This is a genomic window from Rhodococcus opacus B4 (assembly GCF_000010805.1).
Lineage (GTDB): Bacteria > Actinomycetota > Actinomycetes > Mycobacteriales > Mycobacteriaceae > Rhodococcus_F > Rhodococcus_F opacus_C.
Genome location: NC_012521.1, coordinates 40393 through 60517, shown reverse-complemented (window position 1 = coordinate 60517; position 20125 = coordinate 40393). Strand labels below are relative to the sequence as shown.

Here is a 20125-nt window from a genome sequence, read left to right as displayed (position 1 = left end):
GGTTTCATCAAGAATAGGAGACCAAAGGAGGCGATCGATGATCTTCGTCGGAGACGACTGGGCCGAACAACATCACGATGTCCATTTGATGGACGACACGGGCAGGCGACTGTCGTCGCGTCGGCTGCCGGAAGGACTCGCCGGCATCTGCACATTGCACGAACTGATAGCCGGCCACGCCGACGAGCCGGGTCAGGTCGTGATCGGCATCGAAACCGACCGCGGTCTGTGGGTACAGGCGCTGACCGCCGCCGGCTATCAGGTGTACCCGATCAACCCCCTCGCGGTCGCACGCTACCGCGACCGTCACCACGTCTCGGGCGCGAAGTCCGACGCCGGTGACGCCAAACTGCTCGCGGACCTGGTACGCACGGACCGGCACAATCATCGCCCGATCGCCGGCGACAGCCCGGACGTGGAGGCGATCAAGGTCCTCGCCCGCGGACACCAGAACCTGATCTGGGCCCGGACCCGGCAAACCAACGCGCTGCGCTCGGCGCTGCGCGAGTACTACCCGGCCGCGCTGGAGGTGTTCGACGACCTGCACGACCGCGACACCCTCGCCGTACTCGGTCGCGCCCCGACACCCGCCGAGGCCGCGCACCTGACCCTGCCGGCGATCCGATCCGCGCTCAAAAGGGCTGGTCGGCAACGAAATCTCGATACCCGGGCCCGCGAAATCCGGGCCGGGTTGCGGGTCGAGCAGCTCGCCGCGCCGGCGCCGGTCGTCGCCGCGTTCGCCGCCACCACCCGCGCGGCGGTCGGTCTCATCGTCGAGTTGAACCGGCAGATCATCGAACTCGAGTCCACACTGGCCGACCATTTTGAGTCACACCCGGACGCCGACATCTACCGTTCCCTGCCAGGACTTGGTGTTGTGCTCGGCGCCCGGGTGCTCGGTGAGTTCGGGGACGACCCCGACCGCTACACCACCGCCAAGTCTCGCAGAAACTACGCCGGCACCTCCCCGCTGACGGTCGCGTCGGGCAAGAAACGCGCGGTACTCGCCCGCCACGTCCGCAACCGGCGTCTCTACGACGCTATCGACCAGTGGGCGTTCTGCGCTTTGTCGTCCAGTCCCGGTGCCCGGGAGTTCTACGACCAGCGACGCGACGCCGGCGATCTGCACCACCAAGCGCTCCGCGCCCTCGGCAACCGCCTCGTCGGCCTCCTCCACGGCTGCCTCCGCCACCACACCCACTACGACGAACACATCGCCTGGGATCACCGCACCATCCGGGCTGCTTGACGTCCTACGGCCCTGGGATGTCTAACTATTCGCAATAGCTAGAGTTACCTGGCTCTGCTAGCTCGCATTGCTAGCAGAGCCAGGTCAGGTTGGTTGGCTGCCGAACAGCTTAGAAGGACGCTGTGCCCGGTGAGGGCGACCGCTGGGGTTGTGCGCCGTTGAAAAGTCTTCACCAAGGAAGACGGGGTGGACCGACGGCTGTGCGAGAGGGTCGACTTCGATGGTCAGGCATACGAGGCCATCTCGGAACTGCTGGTGGGCAGGTGGTGCGGTGTGAGAGCTGCGTCTGCCCATGCTCAGGCATCATGTGTCCCTCATGGTGACGTTCTTGCGAGCTGGACCGCGAACCACGACTGCGGTTTCCACGACTGCGTGTGCCTCATCGGAAAGGGCGAGAATCGCGTGATCTTTAGCTTGGACCGTGGCCTCGTCGTAGGCGTGGACAACGACATTGTCGTCGGCCCACACAGAGGAGCGGTCGCATGCTCTGATGAATGCGTGATTGTGAGCTACGACCCGGCACTGATCGAAGGCAGTAACCGTTGCGTGGGTATAGGCCCAAAGATGAACGTGCCCTGTGACTTCCACGGTCGCTGCGTCAGTGGCGACGATGTGCGCGGTCGCGGGTAGTGGTGAGTCGAGATGAATCCGTGCTTGTGATCCAGCGGTAAAACGCAAGGTCCACTCGTCGCCGGCCGTCGCGAAGGTGTGGTTGTCGAGTTCGATTAGCTGACCTGCAGTGTCAACCACGACTGTGCGGGCGCCGTTGCGGAGACGCTCGCGGATCGAGTCTGCGTTGCGGCTGATGCGGGGATGCGCCTGGACTCGACTGACATCGACCCGCGGGTGGCGTCGGGTCGATCGGGACACGGTGTTCTTACCCACGAGCGCACTCCGTTCTGTGCAAGTCGGCCACGGTGATTCTCGCAGGATATGGCCCATACACGGTAGCGAGTGGGATGTCGCTCGGCGCGGTGTCATTGTCCGCGGTCGGTCCGACCAGCGTTCCCGTGTGGATGGTGCGCCGAGGTTGGATGAGCATCGTTAGGCTGCCCGCTTTTGGGCGCCAGGGTGGCACGGATCTGTTCCATAAATGCCTTTTGGCGCTCAGGCGAGGCCGTTGCGCGACGAGCTCGCTCGCGTTCGGCGTCACGTGCAGCCCGCAGCTGTGCGCTGCGCGCGGCCTCTGTGGCGCGTTGCTCACTGGGGGAGGGGCCTGACCAGTCGATTCTGGACAAACGCCAGGTCAGATATCCGATTGGCGAGCGCACCGCGTTTGGCCAGAGCTCACCTCGCGACACTGTGTCAGCGGTCAAAGCTTGGGCGATATCCCGTCCTGTCCAGCGGGTGGTGTCGATTCCTGAACGCTCGATGACGTCGCACACGGCTCCGATGTGGCCGCTGGGGGCGATGGCTGGAGCTGCAGCGACCAGCGCGGAGGCGGCTCGTTGGAGATTCATCGGGCGCGGGTCTGTCTGATTTGAGGATGAGGTTTGGTTCTCGCGCGCGCACGCGCGTTTGGTGATTACTTCTCTACAAGAGATCCCCTTCGGGGAAAGACCACTCAAAGATAGGGGGTCACGGTCGCGGGCTTGGGGATTGGGATTCGAACCCCTTGTGGCGGTGTGGCGAGCGTGCTCCACCGGGCGGTATGTCCTGCCGTGGGAGCGTCCGCGCTTCTTTGGTTGTGGGGGAGCGGGGGTGGCTGCGACGAGGTCAGGTGGGGAGGACAGAGCCCATACGCTGGCAGCGCGGTGCTGACGCCCACCATGGTGGACTTCTGCGGCTTGGAATTCCCGCGTAGTCAGGGTGCGGCCCCGTACCAGCTCGAAGCCCAGGTGTAGTGCTTTCAGCACGCGGCGACCTCGTTTGACCACCGCCTCGGACACACCTGCTCGGGCGGCGAGGTTCTGGACTGTGGCAGTAACGCGGCGCCCAGTTTTCGAGTCGGCTGACGACGCGTGCGCGCCAGCGACGGCGACCATACTTTCGACGCCGATCCTGTGTCGGGCGGCTGCGGCGCGGCCGTCGGCGGTCTTGGTGATTGCGTACCGGACCTGTCGCATCCATCCGTCGCGGCTTGTCCAGATCGGGATGCTTGCTTCTTGGCCGGGCTTGACGGGCAGCGTCCAGGATTTTCCGCGCTGATCGGTGTCCGTGTTGAGTCGTCGCAGCTCGTCAATCCACGGGGTCTGAAGTGGATGCGTGTCCGGTTGCGTGGTTTGGGAAATCGGCGAGTTGTGTGATTTATCCCACGACACGCCGAGATCGGAGTGTTGAACCGTGGAAAAGGCGTCAAGGCATGGTTTATCCTCAGACGTACCTAGCACAGGTAGTCCCTTCGGGGAATGCAGTACCGAGTTGAAGAGGCTGCTAACTTCTTCTACTCACCTCAGGGAATGACCGTCCTGCCAGACGATCGCCCTAGACGGGGAGGACCTGCCAGTCCTCCCATCGGGATTCATTGGATAAACCCACCCCCGCCGGGGGTCCCTTTGGCTTGTACCGCCGCTCTTGAATTAGCTATCGAGGAAGTTCCGATCCGCTATTCGCCAGGACCACCGCCTTCCTCAGTTGGAAGGGCCGGTGCGCTCCCAAGCAGCACCGGAAGTCGCAGATCAGAATCCGCAGATTCCGTCGCGTAATGGGCGCCCTGGTAAGCCAACACAGAGGTAGCGCCGTCGAAAGGGTCTCGATTGTGCGGGAGTGCAGCAGTCAGTGTGTGGTCTTGCTGAGACAGACATGTGACCGAATAGAAGTTCGCAGACAAAGCAGACTTGCGGACGTGCGTTATCATTGAGAAAGCACCGCCTCTTCCTTTCGAGGTAGTGGTGGTCAGGGAGCTGGCAAGGTCCCGAAATTTCATAAACGGACAACCCCCGATGCCGCCAAGCCCTGGGGGTTGTTTCGTGTTTAGGTGTCGTTCATGCGCCCATCGCCAACTGCTCGATCTGGTGCAACGACCCTGAAGCCTCGACTTCGAGTAGCCGGAGCTGTTCCGGTCGAAGTTTCTCGCTGATGTAATCCGGGATGTCCAGTCCGTGCGTGATGGCGAGGATAAGCACGGAGTAGTCGCCAGCAGGGATGCCGAGTTCGGCTGCCCGACTCTCGTAAACCTTGTGGTGTCTGAGGGGTGCGCGAGTAGCGATCTGACCGCGGGGCCCCTTGTTGTGCTGTGCCATGAGGAAACCCTAGATCGAACCTGTAACCGATACGGGTAACCGGCGCTCTTCGGTGTGTCGCATGTGACTGAAGTGGTCATCGAAGGTGACTGCCTTTCGTCGATTCGGCGTATCAGGACTGAACGGACTTAGCCGCGGGTTTCAGCGACCCCGCTTCCAGTGAGGCGCGACAAGATTGGGTGATCGGGACCGATCCGCCCTGCTCTGAAGCGCGCTGAATCTGTACTGCTACGCGGGATGTCGGCGGAGAAGTAGACGGGCGAGCGAAGCGACCTCACGGATCTGTTCAACGGAAGCCGTCTCAGGGTTCGTCACGACCAAGTCGATGACATCGGTGAGCTTCTCTCGGGCGCCCACACTCAGGGTCGGCGCCTCAGCCGAGATCACCAGAGGACATTCTGCGAGAAGTTGTTCGGAAAGCACAGTAGGTATCGCCACGCTGTCCGCAACGATCATGGCGCAGATGACATCCTGAATCGGGACGAGGTCCCACTGGCGCCCGTGAAAGTCGACAGCGCTGACAGTGGTCACGCTGCGACTCAGGCCGAAACCCGAGCGGACCGTCATGCCACCCCGTCCTCGAAGAGCGCGAGCTGCCGCGCCGGAGCCGGAGTAGCAGCAGGGGCCGGGATTGGGGCCCGGGGCTTCTGCTGCTGCTTCTTCTTCGTCCGCCCCCGGGCAACTGCGAACGCATCGACCCCAGCGGCTTCGACCTCGCGGCCGGTGACGGTGAACAGCCTTCCGGCAATGATCTGCTCGCGGACCTTCACACCGGTAGCGAGCCTGTCCTCCAGTTGCGTCTCGCACTGCGCGAGCAGCGGGCACACCGAGCAGGCCGCCATCGCACGCTTCCACGCCGCGGCCTTTGTGCTGGTAACGGTCCAACCGGAGCCCTTACCTGCGCACAGCCCCTGACCTGTGCGGGGCTGGGTCGCGGGCGCCTTGCCGCGGGTCTCGAGTTCGGCGGCGATCCGCCGCGACGTCGGGCATAGACGCACCTGCCCGGAGTAAACGAACCCGCACCGCCGGCACCGGCCCTCGCCGGTGTGCTCGCGCGCCATCGCGCGAAGTCGACCGGTCGTGTAGTGGCCCAGAGACAGGTCCTGGGGCCGGACGGCGCCCGTGGACAGCTCGCGCAGAGCGCCAGCGACGGGCGGGCACAACGGGAGATCGGGGGTGTAGACGAACCCGCAGGCCGTGCACGACGTGTGGTCATGGTTTGAACGATGCTTGGCCAGGATCTCGCGGAGAGGGCCGTTGGTCACGCGATCGTGCCCGTCGACCTTCTCCCGACCAGCATGAGAACTTGCAGCCGCTAGGCGTAGAGCACCAGCGCCATCTAACGTGTTCATTTGCAGGCTCCGATCTGCATTCGAGGCCGCGGGCCGCTAACCCGCTGGTCTCATGGCTTGTCCGACTGCGCTAACAGTCGACTTGCTGTTCTGACGGTCCCCTGGCTGCGCTAACAGCCGGGGGACCGTTCACGTTTGGTGAGAACTCCCATCGCTCCTTCTCCGAATCTATACCTATTGATTTATAGGTACCGTTATGTGCGCATCGTAACGAGGGGATTGCACAGTGTCTAGTGATGACGACTTTTCTGGTAAGGCTCAGTCTGTGAGCCGTCGAGTTATGCGCGGATTCCAGCCTGATCAACTGGAGAAAGCCCGCCGATCTGCTGGTGTATCGCAGCGCGAACTCGCGCGCCTGGCGCGACTCAATGCCGACACGATTAGGCGATGGGAACTTGGCGACTCGTCGCCGCAGGTTGATTTGCTCGCCCGTGTCACCGCCGCGATTGGGGTGTCCATTTCCGACCTCGTCAAGGTTCCGGAGGGTGACCGCTACCCTGGCGATTGGCGGATTCTGCGAGGGCTTACCCAGCCACAGCTCGGCGCCGCTGCCGGCGTCACCACCCAAATCGTTGGAAGTGTCGAACGAGGCGAGATTTCGCTGTCTGACAACATGGCAAGGAAGCTCTCTGCAGCGCTTCAAATCCCTGAAAGCGAACTGCGGGCGAGCTACGAGCGGGTACGAACCCGCCCCGCCGGCACTCCCGCGTAGCCCTCGGGCGCCGCGGATGCTAAGTGAACGGTTCCAGTCGCACTGGACGTGGGTGTTGGCGTCCGTGGTGGTGCAGTAAGCAATGTGAGTAATCATTCGACCTTCTCGCGAGCATGACGAAAAGCCCCTTCGAGGAGGGGCTTTCTGCGTGCTGCGCGGGCAACGCGAAAAGGTCGCGCCGCAACCTCGGGTGAGGTGCGCTGACGTCGGCCGACCGGGCACGTGCCAGAGGGGGCATCGCGCAGTCAGTCCGCTCGGCGAACTCTATGTCGAACCAACGTCGGAGGGGATATTACATAGCTTCCTCGGATTGGTGGTCGCGCCATGCCGTGAGGATGTAGTTGCGATGCCAGGTGGCTTGGGCGACAGCGAGAGCCAAGAGGCTTCCGGGTGCGACGAAGACACGCCAGTTGACCCAGGTATCCGTGGACATCGTGTAGGCGACCACGATATTGACGGCGCCGACCGCGACCAGTGCCATGAACCAACTCCAACTGAGGAAGCGCCAGACAGCGTCCGGTGCGCTCACCCATCGTCCGATGATCAGACGCACCGGGTCACGCTTCGCGACCACCAACGACGTCAGGAAAGCGCCGGCAATTAGCCAGTACACCCCTGTGGGACGCCACTTGATGAAGGTCTCGTTGTGGAACAACAGAGTCGAACCACCGAGGACGAGCACAAGGCATAGACCGATCCACTGCAGTTTGTCGACCCGTTGGCGTCGGGCCACCGTCACGATGATCTCGCCGACGACGCCGGCCATGACCACGACCGTCGCCGCGAAGATTCCGGCGGTCTTGTAGGTGGCCATGAACGCAACAACTAACGCGGCGTTGTAGAACACTCTCCACACGAGCTTTGTCCTCCGAAAGATTTTCTCCGTCAGGAGGTTTCGTCAGGGATGGTTTCGATCTCGGGGGAGATCACCGCGACACCGATCGAGTCGCTGACGAGGGGATCGAGAAGGAAGCCCCGAAATTCGGCCTTCAGCCAGCCGCCACCGCCCCGTCGTGCCCGCACCGTGCCGGAGACCGGCCCCTTACGCACCTGCTGAACCCACTCGATGATCTTCGGCCAGTCTTCCTCATGGAGCGCGAAGGTCTGTCCGGTGCTCACGCCGTGTCCGAGGCCGGGAACGTGCTCGGTCACCCACTTCAGCCAGTACGGGTACTGGTACGACAGATCCCCAACCGCGATGTACATCCCCGAGGTCGATGCCAACATTGTCGACAACCATGCGTCGAGCATCGCTTCGTGGACACGGGCTTCGTCGGTGCCCGCGTCCCAGCAGATCCCGCGCACACGTCTACCCGCCGGGCCCTCCACACACCGCTCGGCGTAGCGCAGCTCCCGGGTGACGTCGGTCTCAGCCCGGATGGTGAACGTGCCGTCGAACCTGTCCTTTACCTGGCAGTCTCGGATTTGGCGCACATGCCGCAACGTGTCGGACAGGCGGGCCGAACGGGTGTAGAGATCCGCAGGACCGAAAACCGATCGATCCTGATGCCGGGCGGACATCCCGATGAGCTCGATAGCTCCGGGGTCCAACTGCAACTGCGGTGGGGGCGGGTTGTCCTCCGAGCTCAGAACCCACTCCCATGCCCCGACATTGGGGCGGTCCGGCGGGTTCTTCTTCGGGTCACCGGTCCAGACCTGAACTGCTACGACCACGCTCTTGTCGGGAGTCAGGATGGGGTGGGCTGCCCCGACCGGTCCCAGGGCGTCGGCGACCTTGCCATCGAACGGCTCGATCCTGAGGTCACGATCGGCGATGCACTGACGGATCAACCCCAGGACAGCCGTGCGGGCAGGTCCGCGAACGACGTTGTTGATATTGCGCCATTCGCGGATCTTGGCGCCTTCGGCGACGACATGGTGCTCGTCGCCGGTACCGACGAAGACGGTCGTCCATTCGCGGATCGGGTGGGTGGGTTCGGCGTGTGTGAGCTCGAGGGCATCAGCTGTCATCGGTTTATCCGTTTCTCCCGTACTGGCTTGCGGGTCAGATCAGGTTTACTGGCATCTCAGTGGGTCCGTGAGTGCGCCAGGTATGTCGCCGGTCGAGTGTTTCCCATGGCTTCACCAGGGACAGGCCCGGGTGGCGTTGGAACAGGCGGCGAGTAGCGATGTCGAGCTGCATCACGGCGAGATCGGCGCCGAGACAGTAATGAGGTCCGCGGCCGAAGGCCAGGTCCGGGCGCTCGCCGCGGGCGGGGTCGTTGGTCGCCGCGCGCAGGGAGAGATACAGAGGACTGCCGGCGGGGATGCGAATGCCGCCGACGGTGATGTTCTCAACCGGGAATCGCCGTATCGCGTAGGACCCGGGCGCGGCGTCGAGGACAAGATGCGTCACCCGGGCGCGCCAGAGCTGGTCGTCGGCGATTTCGACGAGTAGTTGGTCTCGATCGAGTCCGGCGAGAATGCCGATGGCGTTGGCGATTTGGTAGACGGAGTTCTCGAATCCGGCGAGAAACGTCAGGAATGCCAGGGAGATGAGTTCCTCTTCGGTCAGCCGGTCTTCGGCGTCGCGGGCGGTGATCCAATCGGTGATGACGTCGTCACCGGGTGATTTCCGTTTGGCCGCGATCACACGCATGAGTACGAGAACGATCGTGGTCATGGCCGGGATGCGAGGGTCGTCCGCGGTGGGTTCGCCAGGATTCATTGCCATCACGGTCGCCGCGGCGGTACGGAACTCGTCGGCGTCCGTATCGGTCACGCCGAGGATCTCGGCGATGATGTCAGCAGGCAGGGGAGAGGCGTAGGCGGGAAAGAGGTCGACAACACCGGTTTCGTTCGGGTCGAGCTCGTTCAGGAGTCCGTCGGCACGGGCGGTCACCATCTGCCTCACCGCTCCGATTCGTCGCCGTGAGAACGCGGGCGCTGCCAAAGCGCGGACGCGCCGGTGATCATCGGGGACCATATTGAGCAGGTTGCGGGCAAGTGCCGGTGGTAGGGGAAGACCCGGGCTGCCTGACGGGCCGCCGGGCCGGACATTGACGATTCCGGGGTCAGCGAGCAGTCGAGAGACGTCGTCGTACCGGGTGATGATCCAGACGCGCAGTCCGTCGGCGTCGGTGGCCTCGACAACTGGGCCGGCAGCGCGAAGGTGCGCATGCAAGCGATCGGCCTCCGCGACACTCAAGCCAGGCGCAAACGGATCGAGCACCAGGTTCCCTTCTGCGATGTGGCAAATACCTCAGGACGAAGATACCGGCTGACCGGGATTCTGCATTGCTCCGGCAGCTAGGGTGCGCTACGTGAGTGCTCAGGTCGACACCGTACTGGATGAAAACGTGCACAAGGCGGATGCCGCCGACCGTCGGGGTTGGAGGAGATCCGCAGCGGTCTGCACTCTCCTCGCGCTCGGCTCGTGCCTGCTCGCCGTCGCTGTCTTGGTTCCCACCTACGGTGCCGCCAGGTTGAAGGTCATCCCGCTCGACGTGCAATCGGCGACAGTGTCGGTTGCGGAAGACGCGGCGGTGCTCAAGGCCACCTCGGTGGCTATGAAAGGTCCGCTGAAGACCGACCGGGGTGTCCCGCTGCGGATTCAGGTGTACGTGACGACAGAGGATCCAGTTTCGGCCGCTTCGACAACTCTGCAGGCGGCGCAGAAGACGGTCCGGACCGACTGGGGCGAGGGGTTGGGCCTGGTCTCGGCAATGGTCGATCGCGTCACGATCGACCGACGATCAGGCATGCCGCTCGCCGAGCCCGTCCCGACCACTCAAGCCGAGCAGGGCAAGCCCCCGACGGAGACGCCTCGCGCCGGAATTCAGTACAAGTTTCCGTTCGACGTCGAGAAGGTCAGCTACCCGTACTACGACGGGACGGCACGGGAGACGCATCCGATCGAGTACGTAGACGACGATCGCGTGGTCGACGGCATGCGGCTGTATCACTTTCAGCAGACGATCGGCCCCGTGAACCTTGGGAAATCGATCGGCAGTGTCGCGACGACGACCTTGCCCGCTGAAAAGTGGGGGCTACCTGGCACGGAGCCGACAACGATGGATCTGCACTACTCCACCACGCGCGATGTGTGGGTCGAGCCTGCATCTGGTGCGATCGTTGCTGTGGAGGAGCAGCCGAGGCGATGGCTGGCGCGGTCGGTTGACGACCCGAATGCTGTGACCACGCTGGAAGCGCACACCCACTTCGACAACGAAACGATCAACGGCCTTGCCCAACAAGCGAAGGACGCCCGTACCGCGATCCTGTGGGGAACCCGATATGGGCCCGCCCTCGGTGCCGTGGTCGGCATCGTGTTGGTGGGGACCGCGATCATCCTCGCTCGCCGCTGGTCACGAATGAATCCCAAAAGTCTTCTCGACGGCCAGGGTCTTCGCGACACCCGGTCTATCAGTTGAAACGACAATCACCGGATTACGAGAAGAGGCCTGGTCCCGCACCCACCCCCGTTCACATCAAACGGCGGCCAGGATGCCGGGCCAGGCCTCTTCATCTACTCCTCGCGACTGCGTCAGCAGCGATGAACTGGAGAGAGATTAATACCGTTGACCTGTGTAAACGACACGTCCCCATTCGCTGTTCTCGTTGCCATGATGCGCGGCCTGACCTACAGCAACTCGAACCTGCCTCCAATCCTGCAGAAGACAATCGGCCGCAGACAGGCCGCGCAACACCAGCGCGACATCCACTTCGTCATGCAGGTCGTCGACGACGTCATCAAACGACGCAAAACAGAAGACTCAGGAACACACAACGATCTGCTTGCCCGAATGCTGACCGAGCCCGGCCCCGAAACCGGTGAGCCGCTCGACGAGGTCAACGTACGCAATCAAACTTCTCCGCATCGGGTCCCCACACCGGGTCACGGTGAGCCTGCAACGTGAGCACGAAGACCCAATCACCGGGCGCAAATCTGTACTTTCCTCCGATTACCGTCTCTTCTTTCGTCTCTCGGAAGTAACCCGGAGCAATGGGCCACAGGCACAATGTCTCGTCCACTACCCGTCGGAGGTAGCGCAATCGCGCGACGTCCTCGTACCTGATCGCGGTCACGTCTCCGGTCGGCCACCTCTCGTCCAGTTCGGGGCGGGCTTTTGCAGCGATCTCGGGGTTCGTTGCGAGGTAATGCAATGCGAAGGCGAATACCCCTGCCGATGTCTCGTGCCCTGCAACGAGGAAGGTGAGGATTTGATCCGGATCGGTTCTTTGAGAGACCCTGTGTCTAATACAGAGCTCAGTGGTTTACAAGCCATTCGGTACCGGTCTCCGTGCGTGCATTGGCCGCCAGTTCGCCTTTGACGTCCTCTCGGCCGTGAACGACCGAGATTCCCCTCGAGACTCGCGTCCCGAGGTTCCTGTTTCACCGACAGTCGCCTCCCCACACTTTAGGTGCGGGGCGGTCTCACATCATCTCCGCAGGCTGCCGCCGTCAGTCCGACGGCCAAAATATTCCTCGCCGCGTTCACATCCCGATCATGGACAACGCCGCAACGGCACGCCCACTCCCGCACGCTCAGCGGCATCGTCGACGCGATCGCCCCACACACCGAGCAGGTCTTCGACGACGGATAAAACCGGTCGATCGCCACCACCCGCCGCCCGTACCAGTCGGCCTTGTACTCGAGCATCGACCGGAACTCGGACCAACTCGCATCCGAGATCGCCCGAGACAACGACCGATTCCTGACCATGTTCCGCACACTCAGATCCTCGATGGCGATCACTTGGTTTTCGCGCACCAGCCGAGTGGAGAGTTTGTGCAGATAATCGCGGCGCCGATCGGCGATCCGGCCATAGATCTTCGCGACCTTCAGTCGGGCCTTGGCCCGGTTACGGGATCCCTTCTGCTTCTTGGCCAGCACCCGCTGCGCCTTCGCCAGCCGCTCACGGTCTGTGCGCTCGTGGCGCGGGTTGGTGATCTTCTTCCCCGTCGAGAGCGTGTAGAGGCTGGTGATCCCGGCGTCGAGCCCGACCACCCGATCGGTCGACGGGGGCTCGGTGATCGTGTCCTCGACGAGGATCGAGATGTGGTACTGACCGCGAGCATTGCGCGACACCGTCACCTGCGACGGTACGGCCCCCTCCGGTAGCGGCCTCGACCACCGAATGTCCAGGGGTTCGGACTGCTTGGCCAACCGGATCTGCCCGCCGCGGTAGGTGAAGCAGTTCGAGTAGTAGGTCGCCGAATCCTTCGACTGGGCCTTCTTCTTGAATTGCGGGTAGCGGGACTGCTTGCGCCAGAACTTGTCGAACGCGCCCTGCAACTGCCGCAGCGATTCCTGCAGCGGCCCCTTCGACGGCTCCGACAACCACTCGGTCTCGGTGTCTCGCTTCCATCCGGTGAGCATCTTCGAGGTGTCGCTGTAGGTGACCCGCCGCCGTTCCTGCGACCAGGCACGCGAGCGTTCGGCCAACGCCCGGTTGTAGACATACCGGGTGCATCCGAACGTCCGAGCAAGCTGTTCCGCCTGCACCGCAGTCGGATAGAAGCGGTACTTGAACGCCCGCTTCACTACCCTCCCCGCCATAACCCAGACACTAGCCACACAGTCCGACATTCAGCCTCGGAGGGAGTCCGCAGGCGGGCCGAACGACCGGGTTTGCGCCGAAAGACTCACGGATCATGAGACGATCCTCGCGCTGGCGTTCCTTCTGCACCGCTTCGACTTCGAGGCAGACCCCGCATACCAACTCCAGGTCCAGGAGCTGATCACCCTCAAACCAGAAGGATTGAGGCTTCGCACCCGTCGCCGAAACTAGCGCTTGGGCTTACTGGGGACGAACAACGCCCACATTGCCGACCTGAGAGACCTCGACGCGACCGAACGAGACCCGCAGGGCTTCGACGAGACCGTCGTAACGTCGCCGCGGTTATGGAAAGCCCCGAGACGGTTGTATGCCTCACTGAGCGCCAAGCCGAAGATGTTCCGTTTCACCCCCGGCCCGAGAACTGTGGAACCGAAGAGGACGCCATCCGCTGCAAGCACACCGGCCAGGTTCTGAAAGACCGCACCCTTCTCACGCCAGCCACCCGGTAAACAGTGCACGACGTGGTTGACACCGACGGAGTCGAATGGTCCCAGATTCGAAGGCACGGGATCCAAGACGTTGGCTTCCACTGTCCGCACGTCATAGCGCGGGGACAACCGACGGTAGGAGTGCTTGAGGCTGTTGGCGTTCAAGTCCAGACGGGTGAGCTCGGTCCTCGCTGGCCATGTACCAGCCGCTCCCCGGACCTACCTCGTGATGACCGCGGCCGACGTGCCGGTCATCCATCTCCACGAATCGCTCTCGGCCGCAGCGCCGGCCAGATCGTTGGAGAGGTGAACCACCCATAGGTCGTAAATGTGCACGAGGGGAGCGGTATACGGCGCAGCTCCAGCCTGGACGGCCTTGTCGTCAGTCTTGGACACGCAACTCCGATCATTTGGTGGTACACCGTGTCACACCATATGGGCCAGGAGCTGCACGGTACAACGGTGGGGAACGCACAGCGCACCGTGGCTTCGCCGTCCCTGAAGGTGTACACGGCATCGAGACCGAAGACAGACCCGTCAAAGAAGTCGTGCGAATACCGGCATCACCAACGACGCCCAAGCTCTCATTACTGCGAACCGCGCAGCTCGGCGTACGCGGCCTGGGCCTTGGGTAGGGCGACGGCGTACTCGGTGGCGGCGGTCTCGCCCTTCCTGTAGAAGTGTTCCTTCTCGTTGTAGCCGCGGGGGTCTGCGTACTGGGCGGCCAGGGCGTAGGCAGCCGGGTCGTCGGCGCTGACAGTGACGGTGGAGGCGTTGTCCATGAATGTGTTGGTGGCGGCAACGACTACCTCAGCGGAGTCGGCCGGAAGGTTGTACGCGAGCCGCCAGCCGAAGATGTCCCGGATGTCCGTTGCCGGCGGGGCCATCCGAAGTCCGGATTGCCAGCCCGTCTCGGCTTCACTGGACACGAGAGCAGCGATCGCCTGTTCTGGCGTGCCGCCGCGTTCCTCCACTGTCTCGACGATTGTCGTAGATGAGCTGCGCAGCCGGTTGGCGATGAACTCATCGGTGCCGAACGCAGACATCGTCGTGGTCGCTATTGGTGCGCTGGTGGGGGTGGTCGACTCATCGCTGCTGCATGCGGTCAGGCCGACGGCGAGAACAGTGGGGATCAGTACTGCGGCAACGTTCTTGCGGTTCACGGGCCCTCCGGATCAATAGCGTATGTCGTCGATGAGCCAGCGGTCGCCCTCGCGGACGACGGAGACCCACACCGTGGTGTCAGGTTCGACCGTATCGGTGCTGCTGCCGGCGATCGTGGTCTGCTTGATGGTGGCCACCCGCGAGACGACGGTGTCGGTGTCCTCGGGGCAGCCGGAGCATTCGACGCTGACATCGGCGATGACCTTGGCCTGCTCCTGCGCCCACTCGTCCCACTGCACGCCAGGCCCGCGCTCGGTGCGGGCGTCGACGAGCATGCGGTCAGCGAGTTTGCCGGTCAGCCAGTTTCGGGCCCGCCCATATGCGTCGTTCTGGTTGGTGTCGGTAGCCGGGTACCAGGTGAACGCCACGGTCAGCCCCTGTCGCGCGGCCTCTTCAGCGTCGCGGGAGGAAGTCGGCAGCTCGGCGGTCTCGACGTCGACTGGCGACGCCGCGGCCGCAGTGGCCGTGGGCGCGCTGGTGGTCATCGACGCTGCCACGCTCGCCGAGTCCTCGCCGTCGTTGGTTCGGGAGAGGTACGAGTAGGCCAGGAATCCGACGACAGCGACCACCAACACCGCAATGACGAGCTTTCGTGGCCTCACGTCACCCTCCTCCCCGTGGCAGAATTTGGCCATTACCCAGGATAAATGACACGTCCCCCGTGCTCCGAATGGGTGGTCCGGCGCGGAGCGGTGATACGACATCGACCACGCAAGCTGGAGGTCTTCGTCGTATTTTTCGCCGAGTTGTCTCGTAACCTGCAGTTTCGCGTAGCTTTCTCACCGCTCTGTCGGTAGCTCTTCTCATCGAAATGTCGCTTTCCTCGGCTGGCGGCCAGCTTCCAGCACTCGGCGGCACCTCCCGCCCCATCCGCATGAGTCGCTGACCTGGAGGTTCGTTGGCAATCCGGTTCGCCGTCGACGAAGTGGCGACAAGATCGTGAGAAGGGCGAAAAGTCGTGTGAGAATCCACACCTGCGGAGATGGCACGCCCCCTACATCACGCGGCGGGCCTTAAGCCCTGGCTGGAGTGGAGCTTCCTTGACGACATCGCCCTGCGTGGGGGCGTGGACCATCTGGCCGTTGCCGGAATAGACACCCACGTGTCCAGGCCCGTTCGGCCCCCAGCTGCCGAAGACGAGGTCGCCGGGACTCGCCTGGTCGATCGGGATCTCGATGCCGACACCCCACTGCTGCTCCGAGGTGCGCGGGAGGGAGACCTTGCCTGCGCTGGCCGCGTGCACCGCGTACGAGGTCAGACCTGAGCAGTCGAACCCACCGCCGGAGGGTCCGCCGGTTCCGCCGCCACCCCACACATACGGGGTACCAAGGTATTCGCGAGCGGCCGTGACTACTTGGCTGCTGTCACCGGATGCGTTGGGGATGAATCGGCCGCGGGCATTGGGATTGGTGAACCCTGCACGGGCCTGCAGGATCTTGGGCACGTAATTCTCGGTCTGGGCGAAGGGCGGGATACCGCCGAACTTCTGCACGGCGCCGGCGCCGGCGTTGTAGGCCGCAAGCGTCAGCTCGATGGGGTCGCCCTTGGCCTGGCCGCTGGTGATGTAGCCGGAAACGTCCTGGTACAGGGCGCACATGAAATGCGCCTGCGACATCACCGCGTCACCGATGGAGTTCGGGTCGGCCTTCCCGTCGCCGTCGTAGTCCTTACCCCAAGTTGCCCAGGTGCCGGGCATGAACTGTGCCGGTCCCAGCGCTCCGGTGTCCGATACCGGGGCATGGGGGCCGTGCCGGAATCCGTTCTCCTGCTGGAGCTGTGCGGCGAGCAACGGAGGGGCGATCTCCGGGCAGACACTGCCGGCGCGGCGTAGCCACGGCTCGAACTCGGCCGGCACGATCCCGAATGCCAGCTCGCCGCCGCCGGCCATGCCGAAGCCAGAGCAGTCAGTCGTCGACTGGGATGCGGCCACGAGTTGGATGGGACTATTGCTGGCGGTGTCGGGGTCGCCTCCACTGGTGCCGTTCTGTTCGGCGATGTCGGGTAGGACGGTGAGGGGGTCGAGGGCCGTTCCACCCTGCAGCCGGCCGCCCTGCCAGTACTCGAAGTGCAGGTGCGGGCCCGTCGATCCGCCGGCGTTGCCGATGTCGGCGATGTGGTCGCCGGCCTTGACCTGCTGGCCTGGTTTGATGTGAATTCCATCGGCGAACATGTGGCCGTAGACCGTGCTCACGGGCTTGCCGTCGACGTTCGAGTCGATGACCACCCAGTTCTCGAACCCGACCCCGGGCCCTTCGCCGGAGTCCCCGGCTTTGACGACGTTGCCGTCGAGCGCGGCGAGGATCTTGGTGCCGACCGGCCCGGCAAGGTCCACTCCTTGGTGCTGGGCTCCCCAGCGCTCACCGAATCCGGAGGTGAACGTGGTGGTCCCAGGTTCGACCGGCAGGCGAATTGGTCCGGATACGGTCAGCGTCAGATTCTCGGCGATCGACCCCGCGCTGTTGGCGCTGTCGGAGGTGACGGTCCGGCACGGATCTCTCGGGATGACTGGTGCGCCCAGTGAACACGCCGATGTCCCGATAATGATGCCGATGGCACCGGTGAGCAGCAGCGCCCGCTGGGCGCCGCCGATGTTCACCTTCCTCCGGGGATTGGGGTGTCGAGTTCCGGGATCGGGATCGGACCGGGAATCGGTGTCGGGTCGTTGCCTTGGCTCGGGGCGGTTGCCGGTTCGTCGAGATCGAACATCGGCTGCGGCGTCGTTGACAGGCTCGACGTCGATGTCGGCTGCGGCGGTGTCGTTTCGGCCGCGGTGGTGGTCGGTGTCGTCGATGTGAGTGGTGTCGCAGTGGTGGTCGCCCGGGCCATCGTCTCGACCTCGGAGAGGTCGAGGGTCGGTAGGGGAGTGCCTACCACCCACCGCTTCCCACCGTTGACCTCGTTGACGGTGAGCGTGATCCGCAGGTCCCCGGCCTGCGTCGGAACGGTCACCCGCGCGGTCCGCTCGCCGTCGGGCCCGTCGGTGAGCGTGCTGACCGTGGGGCCGGTGATGACCACCGGGGTCCGCGGGCGGGCCGCTACGACGTGCTCTCCCGGCTTGTCGGCGGTGTGGCGGCCGATGGTGCTGGCCCACATCGCATCCGACGGCGTGGTGTCGACGAAGGCATGCGCGTAGGCCATTGCGGTGGCAGGCGCGCTGGATGCGGCCCAGGTTGCGGTCTTGGCGGCGACCAGGGACTCGCTCACTTCGTCGAGGTCGTAGCTGATCGTCTCCGCGGGCGTGACTGATTCGATGGTGGTTTCGGCCTGGTGGGTGACTGCGCGCGGCGGAGGGTTCTCTCCGAAGGCCGCGCCGGCGGCGAACAGCAACGCCACTGTGCCGGCCGCCGTGATCGCCAGGTGGGTGCGGGAGTAGAGCACCCATCGGCGAATCGGTGCGAGGACAGGGTGAGGTCCGGATGACGACATCAGATGTACCGGTCCTCAGGTGTCGTGCGGGCCGGGGCGGCGGCGTTCCACACCTTCGCGTTCGGCGGCGCCTTCGCCGGTGATCGGTGCGGCGTGGACGCGGTGGCGTGATGTGCCGCTCGCTGGCCGCTGGTGGGGGTGTAGACCTTCATCGGCGCGATGGCCGAGCGGTCACCGCCGTCCCACCGCTGCCCGACGCTGGCGGTCAGCAGTTCCTTGCGGGCCCGGCGTTCCTGGACGAGGTTGTCGGCCTCGTCCTGGTCGAACCTTTTCCACGCCGCGGCGCCGGACCTGACCGCGCGATTGGCGTCCTTGCCGTCGACCCCGCCCTTGCCGCGGCCGATGTCGCGGCTGGCCACGGCAGCGATCCCGGCGATACGTGCATCGCGCTCGATCGCGGCGTCGGACGCCTGGCCCAGGCGTGCGGACCGGCCGAGCCCCTGCGCTTTCCGGGCATCTGCCCGTGACTGCGTGAGCGCCTGCTGGCGGCGATTGCCCAGCGCGCGACCCTCGGGCCGAGTGACCGTGGTCGCCCCGTCGTCCTCCTGTCCGTCGCGTCCACGGCGGGCGAAGCGCTCGGCGGCCTTTTCCGTGATCGCCTGCGCGGGCCCGCCGACCGCGAAGCTTGCAGCGTCGAATGCCTTGCGTTTGATGGACTTCTTGGCGCTTCGGGCCTTGCGGTTGACCATGCTCGCGCTGTTCTGTGTGAAGGTCTGGCTCATCCGTTTGAACGGCCGCATGATCGCCCAGCACACGACGGTCAGCAGCACCATGAACCACAGTCGCCAGGAGCCGTCGACGGCCCCGTTCGAGTTGACGTAGAGCTGGACCAGCGCCATCAGGTAGAGCGCGACGATTACCGAGCCGGCGACGCCCCACATGTAGGCCGAGGCGAGCATACGCATCACCCGGGCCAGCCACCCGCCGTAGGCGATCGCGACCGGAATCCAGATCGGGGCGAACAGGATCGCGAACCGGATCGCCAGCAGTGCGGTCAGCTTCAGCAGGGATGCGCCGATCCACAGCAGCGATGGCATGGCCAGCTTGGTCATGCCCATGAAGCCGGTGGAGGTGCGGCCGGAGTCCTTGCCCTGGAACTGGTAGTAGGAGAGCTGGTAGTCGGTCTCCAGCTTGGAGACGATGTCGCGGAACTGGTCGGCCTTCTCCTCGGCGAGCTGCGCCTGTGCCTTCGGATCGTCCTTCACCGTGTTCTGCTGGTCATAGCTGAACGCCAGCGCATCCCGCAGCTTCGGACCGAGTTGGTCCTTGTCCTCTGGGTCGTAGTTTTGGCCGAACCAACCCTTGCGCCAGTCGTCGAGGAAGACCTTGTCGATCAGCACGTTTCGAGGGTCGGTGCTGCCGCCGGCGAGCGTGCCTCCGTCGTCGCCGAACTGCACCGCGAAAATCTGGTCCTGCGTCTCGGTGATCAGCGCCCCGAACGTCTCGTCGGCCACCTGGAGCGCCTTCTGCGGGGCCCCGACCATCAACGCCCCGAGCGCGAGCCCAGCGGCGGCGATCGCCGAGGTCTTCGTGACTCCGGCTGTGTCGGCTTTCAGGGCTTTCCACAGGATCATCGAGGCCACGACGACCAGGCCGATGCCGACCCATTGCCCGTAGAGGCCCCGCATGCCCTCGGTGATCGAGAAGACGATCTGGTCGAACCGCTCCAGCGCGGGAGTCACCCCGGCCTCCGTGGCGTCCTGGCCGATCTTGGTCTGGTCGTCGAGCCAGAACGCGGCGGCCGCCATCGACTTGCCGATGGTCAAGAACGTGTTGCCCAGGGTGGTGTCGCCGACCGCACCAGGTGCCTTGACCAGGTCCGCGCCGCAGCCGAGGTCATAGGTGTGCCACTTGAGCCCGGCCCACCCGTAGGTCTGATAGCCGGTGCCGCCGGTGGTCGGCCGGTCGGCGCTGGTCGAGTCGAAGGTGGTCTCGATGACTTCGTTCGGGAACTCCGGCGGCGGGACGTCCTGGCAGTCGAACCCGCCGGCCGCCGCGACAGCGCCACCGAGTCCGATCAGCGACACCGCGGCCAGCATCAGCACCAC

The 20125-nt window shown here is 64.3% G+C and carries 18 protein-coding genes; 4 read left to right on the top strand and 14 right to left on the bottom strand.

Features of this window, described 5'->3' with window-relative positions; genetic code table 11:
• Positions 1-37 precede the first annotated feature (37 nt).
• Positions 38-1249, top strand: a complete 1212-nt coding sequence (locus ROP_RS38950) for an IS110 family transposase (protein ID WP_012687108.1) — start codon at positions 38-40, stop codon at positions 1247-1249.
• Between the two features lie 303 nt (positions 1250-1552).
• Here the strand turns inward: ROP_RS38950 and ROP_RS42210 are convergent, their stop codons facing one another.
• The 4 genes from ROP_RS42210 to ROP_RS40650 all read right to left on the bottom strand — a co-directional run bounded on the left by ROP_RS42210 (position 1553) and on the right by ROP_RS40650 (position 5696).
• Positions 1553-2134 carry a hypothetical protein gene (locus tag ROP_RS42210; protein ID WP_231869145.1) on the bottom strand — a complete coding sequence of 194 codons (582 nt, stop codon included), beginning with the start codon at positions 2132-2134 and terminating at the stop codon, positions 1553-1555.
• Between the two features lie 2039 nt (positions 2135-4173).
• Positions 4174-4431, bottom strand: a complete 258-nt coding sequence (locus ROP_RS38940) for a hypothetical protein (protein WP_043827435.1) — start codon at positions 4429-4431, stop codon at positions 4174-4176.
• Positions 4432-4659: 228 nt separating this feature from the next.
• A complete protein-coding gene (locus ROP_RS38935) occupies positions 4660-4998 on the bottom strand; it encodes a hypothetical protein (protein WP_012687103.1) in 339 nt (112 codons plus the stop codon).
• Positions 4995-5696, bottom strand: a complete 702-nt coding sequence (locus ROP_RS40650; protein ID WP_012687102.1) for a hypothetical protein — start codon at positions 5694-5696, stop codon at positions 4995-4997. Before ROP_RS40650 ends, ROP_RS38935 begins: the two co-directional genes overlap by 4 nt.
• A gap of 367 nt (positions 5697-6063) precedes the next feature.
• Between ROP_RS40650 and ROP_RS42200 the strand changes: the two genes are divergently transcribed.
• Positions 6064-6495 carry a helix-turn-helix domain-containing protein gene (locus ROP_RS42200; RefSeq protein WP_043827433.1) on the top strand — a complete coding sequence of 144 codons (432 nt, stop codon included), beginning with the start codon at positions 6064-6066 and terminating at the stop codon, positions 6493-6495.
• Positions 6496-6787: 292 nt separating this feature from the next.
• Here the strand turns inward: ROP_RS42200 and ROP_RS38920 are convergent, their stop codons facing one another.
• From ROP_RS38920 to ROP_RS38910, 3 genes are read right to left on the bottom strand one after another with little or no spacing between them, the layout of a single operon-like run.
• A complete protein-coding gene (locus tag ROP_RS38920; RefSeq protein ID WP_231869144.1) occupies positions 6788-7342 on the bottom strand; it encodes an inner membrane-spanning protein YciB in 555 nt (184 codons plus the stop codon).
• Positions 7343-7380: 38 nt separating this feature from the next.
• Complete coding sequence (locus ROP_RS38915) at positions 7381-8466, bottom strand: GAF domain-containing protein (RefSeq protein WP_012687099.1); 1086 nt, start codon at positions 8464-8466, stop codon at positions 7381-7383.
• 34 nt (positions 8467-8500) lie between these two features.
• Positions 8501-9619: a cytochrome P450 gene (locus ROP_RS38910; protein WP_231869143.1), complete on the bottom strand. Its 1119-nt coding sequence runs from the start codon at positions 9617-9619 to the stop codon at positions 8501-8503.
• A gap of 139 nt (positions 9620-9758) precedes the next feature.
• Here ROP_RS38910 and ROP_RS38905 point away from each other — a divergent pair, with 139 nt between their 5' ends.
• Together ROP_RS38905 and ROP_RS38900 are read left to right on the top strand one after the other, a co-directional pair.
• Entirely contained in the window at positions 9759-10868 is a 1110-nt protein-coding gene (locus ROP_RS38905) for a DUF3068 domain-containing protein (protein WP_231869142.1), read from the top strand.
• Positions 10869-11060: 192 nt separating this feature from the next.
• Positions 11061-11354, top strand: a complete 294-nt coding sequence (locus ROP_RS38900) for a hypothetical protein (RefSeq protein WP_012687096.1) — start codon at positions 11061-11063, stop codon at positions 11352-11354.
• Here ROP_RS38900 and ROP_RS42195 read toward each other — a convergent pair.
• The 7 genes from ROP_RS42195 to ROP_RS38870 all read right to left on the bottom strand — a co-directional run bounded on the left by ROP_RS42195 (position 11287) and on the right by ROP_RS38870 (position 20116).
• Positions 11287-11601 (bottom strand): cytochrome P450, encoded by a 315-nt coding sequence (locus ROP_RS42195; protein ID WP_012687095.1) that lies wholly within the window; start codon positions 11599-11601, stop codon positions 11287-11289. The genes ROP_RS38900 and ROP_RS42195 overlap by 68 nt on opposite strands.
• 254 nt (positions 11602-11855) lie before the next feature.
• Positions 11856-12998: an RNA-guided endonuclease InsQ/TnpB family protein gene (locus tag ROP_RS38895; protein ID WP_012687094.1), complete on the bottom strand. Its 1143-nt coding sequence runs from the start codon at positions 12996-12998 to the stop codon at positions 11856-11858.
• Between the two features lie 1076 nt (positions 12999-14074).
• A complete protein-coding gene (locus ROP_RS38890; RefSeq protein WP_012687091.1) occupies positions 14075-14650 on the bottom strand; it encodes a hypothetical protein in 576 nt (191 codons plus the stop codon).
• 12 nt (positions 14651-14662) lie between these two features.
• Entirely contained in the window at positions 14663-15253 is a 591-nt protein-coding gene (locus tag ROP_RS38885; RefSeq protein ID WP_043827485.1) for a hypothetical protein, read from the bottom strand.
• Between the two features lie 392 nt (positions 15254-15645).
• Positions 15646-17247 carry a peptidoglycan DD-metalloendopeptidase family protein gene (locus ROP_RS38880; protein WP_012687089.1) on the bottom strand — a complete coding sequence of 534 codons (1602 nt, stop codon included), beginning with the start codon at positions 17245-17247 and terminating at the stop codon, positions 15646-15648.
• A complete protein-coding gene (locus ROP_RS38875) occupies positions 17244-18077 on the bottom strand; it encodes a hypothetical protein (protein ID WP_012687088.1) in 834 nt (277 codons plus the stop codon). Before ROP_RS38875 ends, ROP_RS38880 begins: the two co-directional genes overlap by 4 nt.
• Positions 18077-20116, bottom strand: coding sequence for a hypothetical protein (locus tag ROP_RS38870; RefSeq protein ID WP_231869158.1), 2040 nt, complete (start codon positions 20114-20116; stop codon positions 18077-18079). The genes ROP_RS38875 and ROP_RS38870 overlap by 1 nt, the downstream gene beginning before the upstream one ends.
• Between the last annotated feature and the right edge of the window lie 9 nt (positions 20117-20125).

Bases quoted from the DNA above. Each gene is read 5' to 3' on its own strand.
- ROP_RS38935 (WP_012687103.1), bottom strand. From the start codon at position 4,998: ATGACGGTCCGCTCGGGTTTCGGCCTGAGTCGCAGCGTGACCACTGTC.
- ROP_RS38940 (WP_043827435.1), bottom strand. From the start codon at position 4,431: ATGGCACAGCACAACAAGGGGCCCCGCGGTCAGATCGCTACTCGCGCA.
- ROP_RS38900 (WP_012687096.1), top strand. From the start codon at position 11,061: ATGATGCGCGGCCTGACCTACAGCAACTCGAACCTGCCTCCAATCCTG.
- ROP_RS38875 (WP_012687088.1), bottom strand. From the start codon at position 18,077: ATGTCGTCATCCGGACCTCACCCTGTCCTCGCACCGATTCGCCGATGG.
- ROP_RS38895 (WP_012687094.1), bottom strand. From the start codon at position 12,998: ATGGCGGGGAGGGTAGTGAAGCGGGCGTTCAAGTACCGCTTCTATCCG.
- ROP_RS42200 (WP_043827433.1), top strand. From the start codon at position 6,064: ATGCGCGGATTCCAGCCTGATCAACTGGAGAAAGCCCGCCGATCTGCT.
- ROP_RS38870 (WP_231869158.1), bottom strand. From the start codon at position 20,116: ATGCTGGCCGCGGTGTCGCTGATCGGACTCGGTGGCGCTGTCGCGGCG.
- ROP_RS38915 (WP_012687099.1), bottom strand. From the start codon at position 8,466: ATGACAGCTGATGCCCTCGAGCTCACACACGCCGAACCCACCCACCCG.
- ROP_RS38950 (WP_012687108.1), top strand. From the start codon at position 38: ATGATCTTCGTCGGAGACGACTGGGCCGAACAACATCACGATGTCCAT.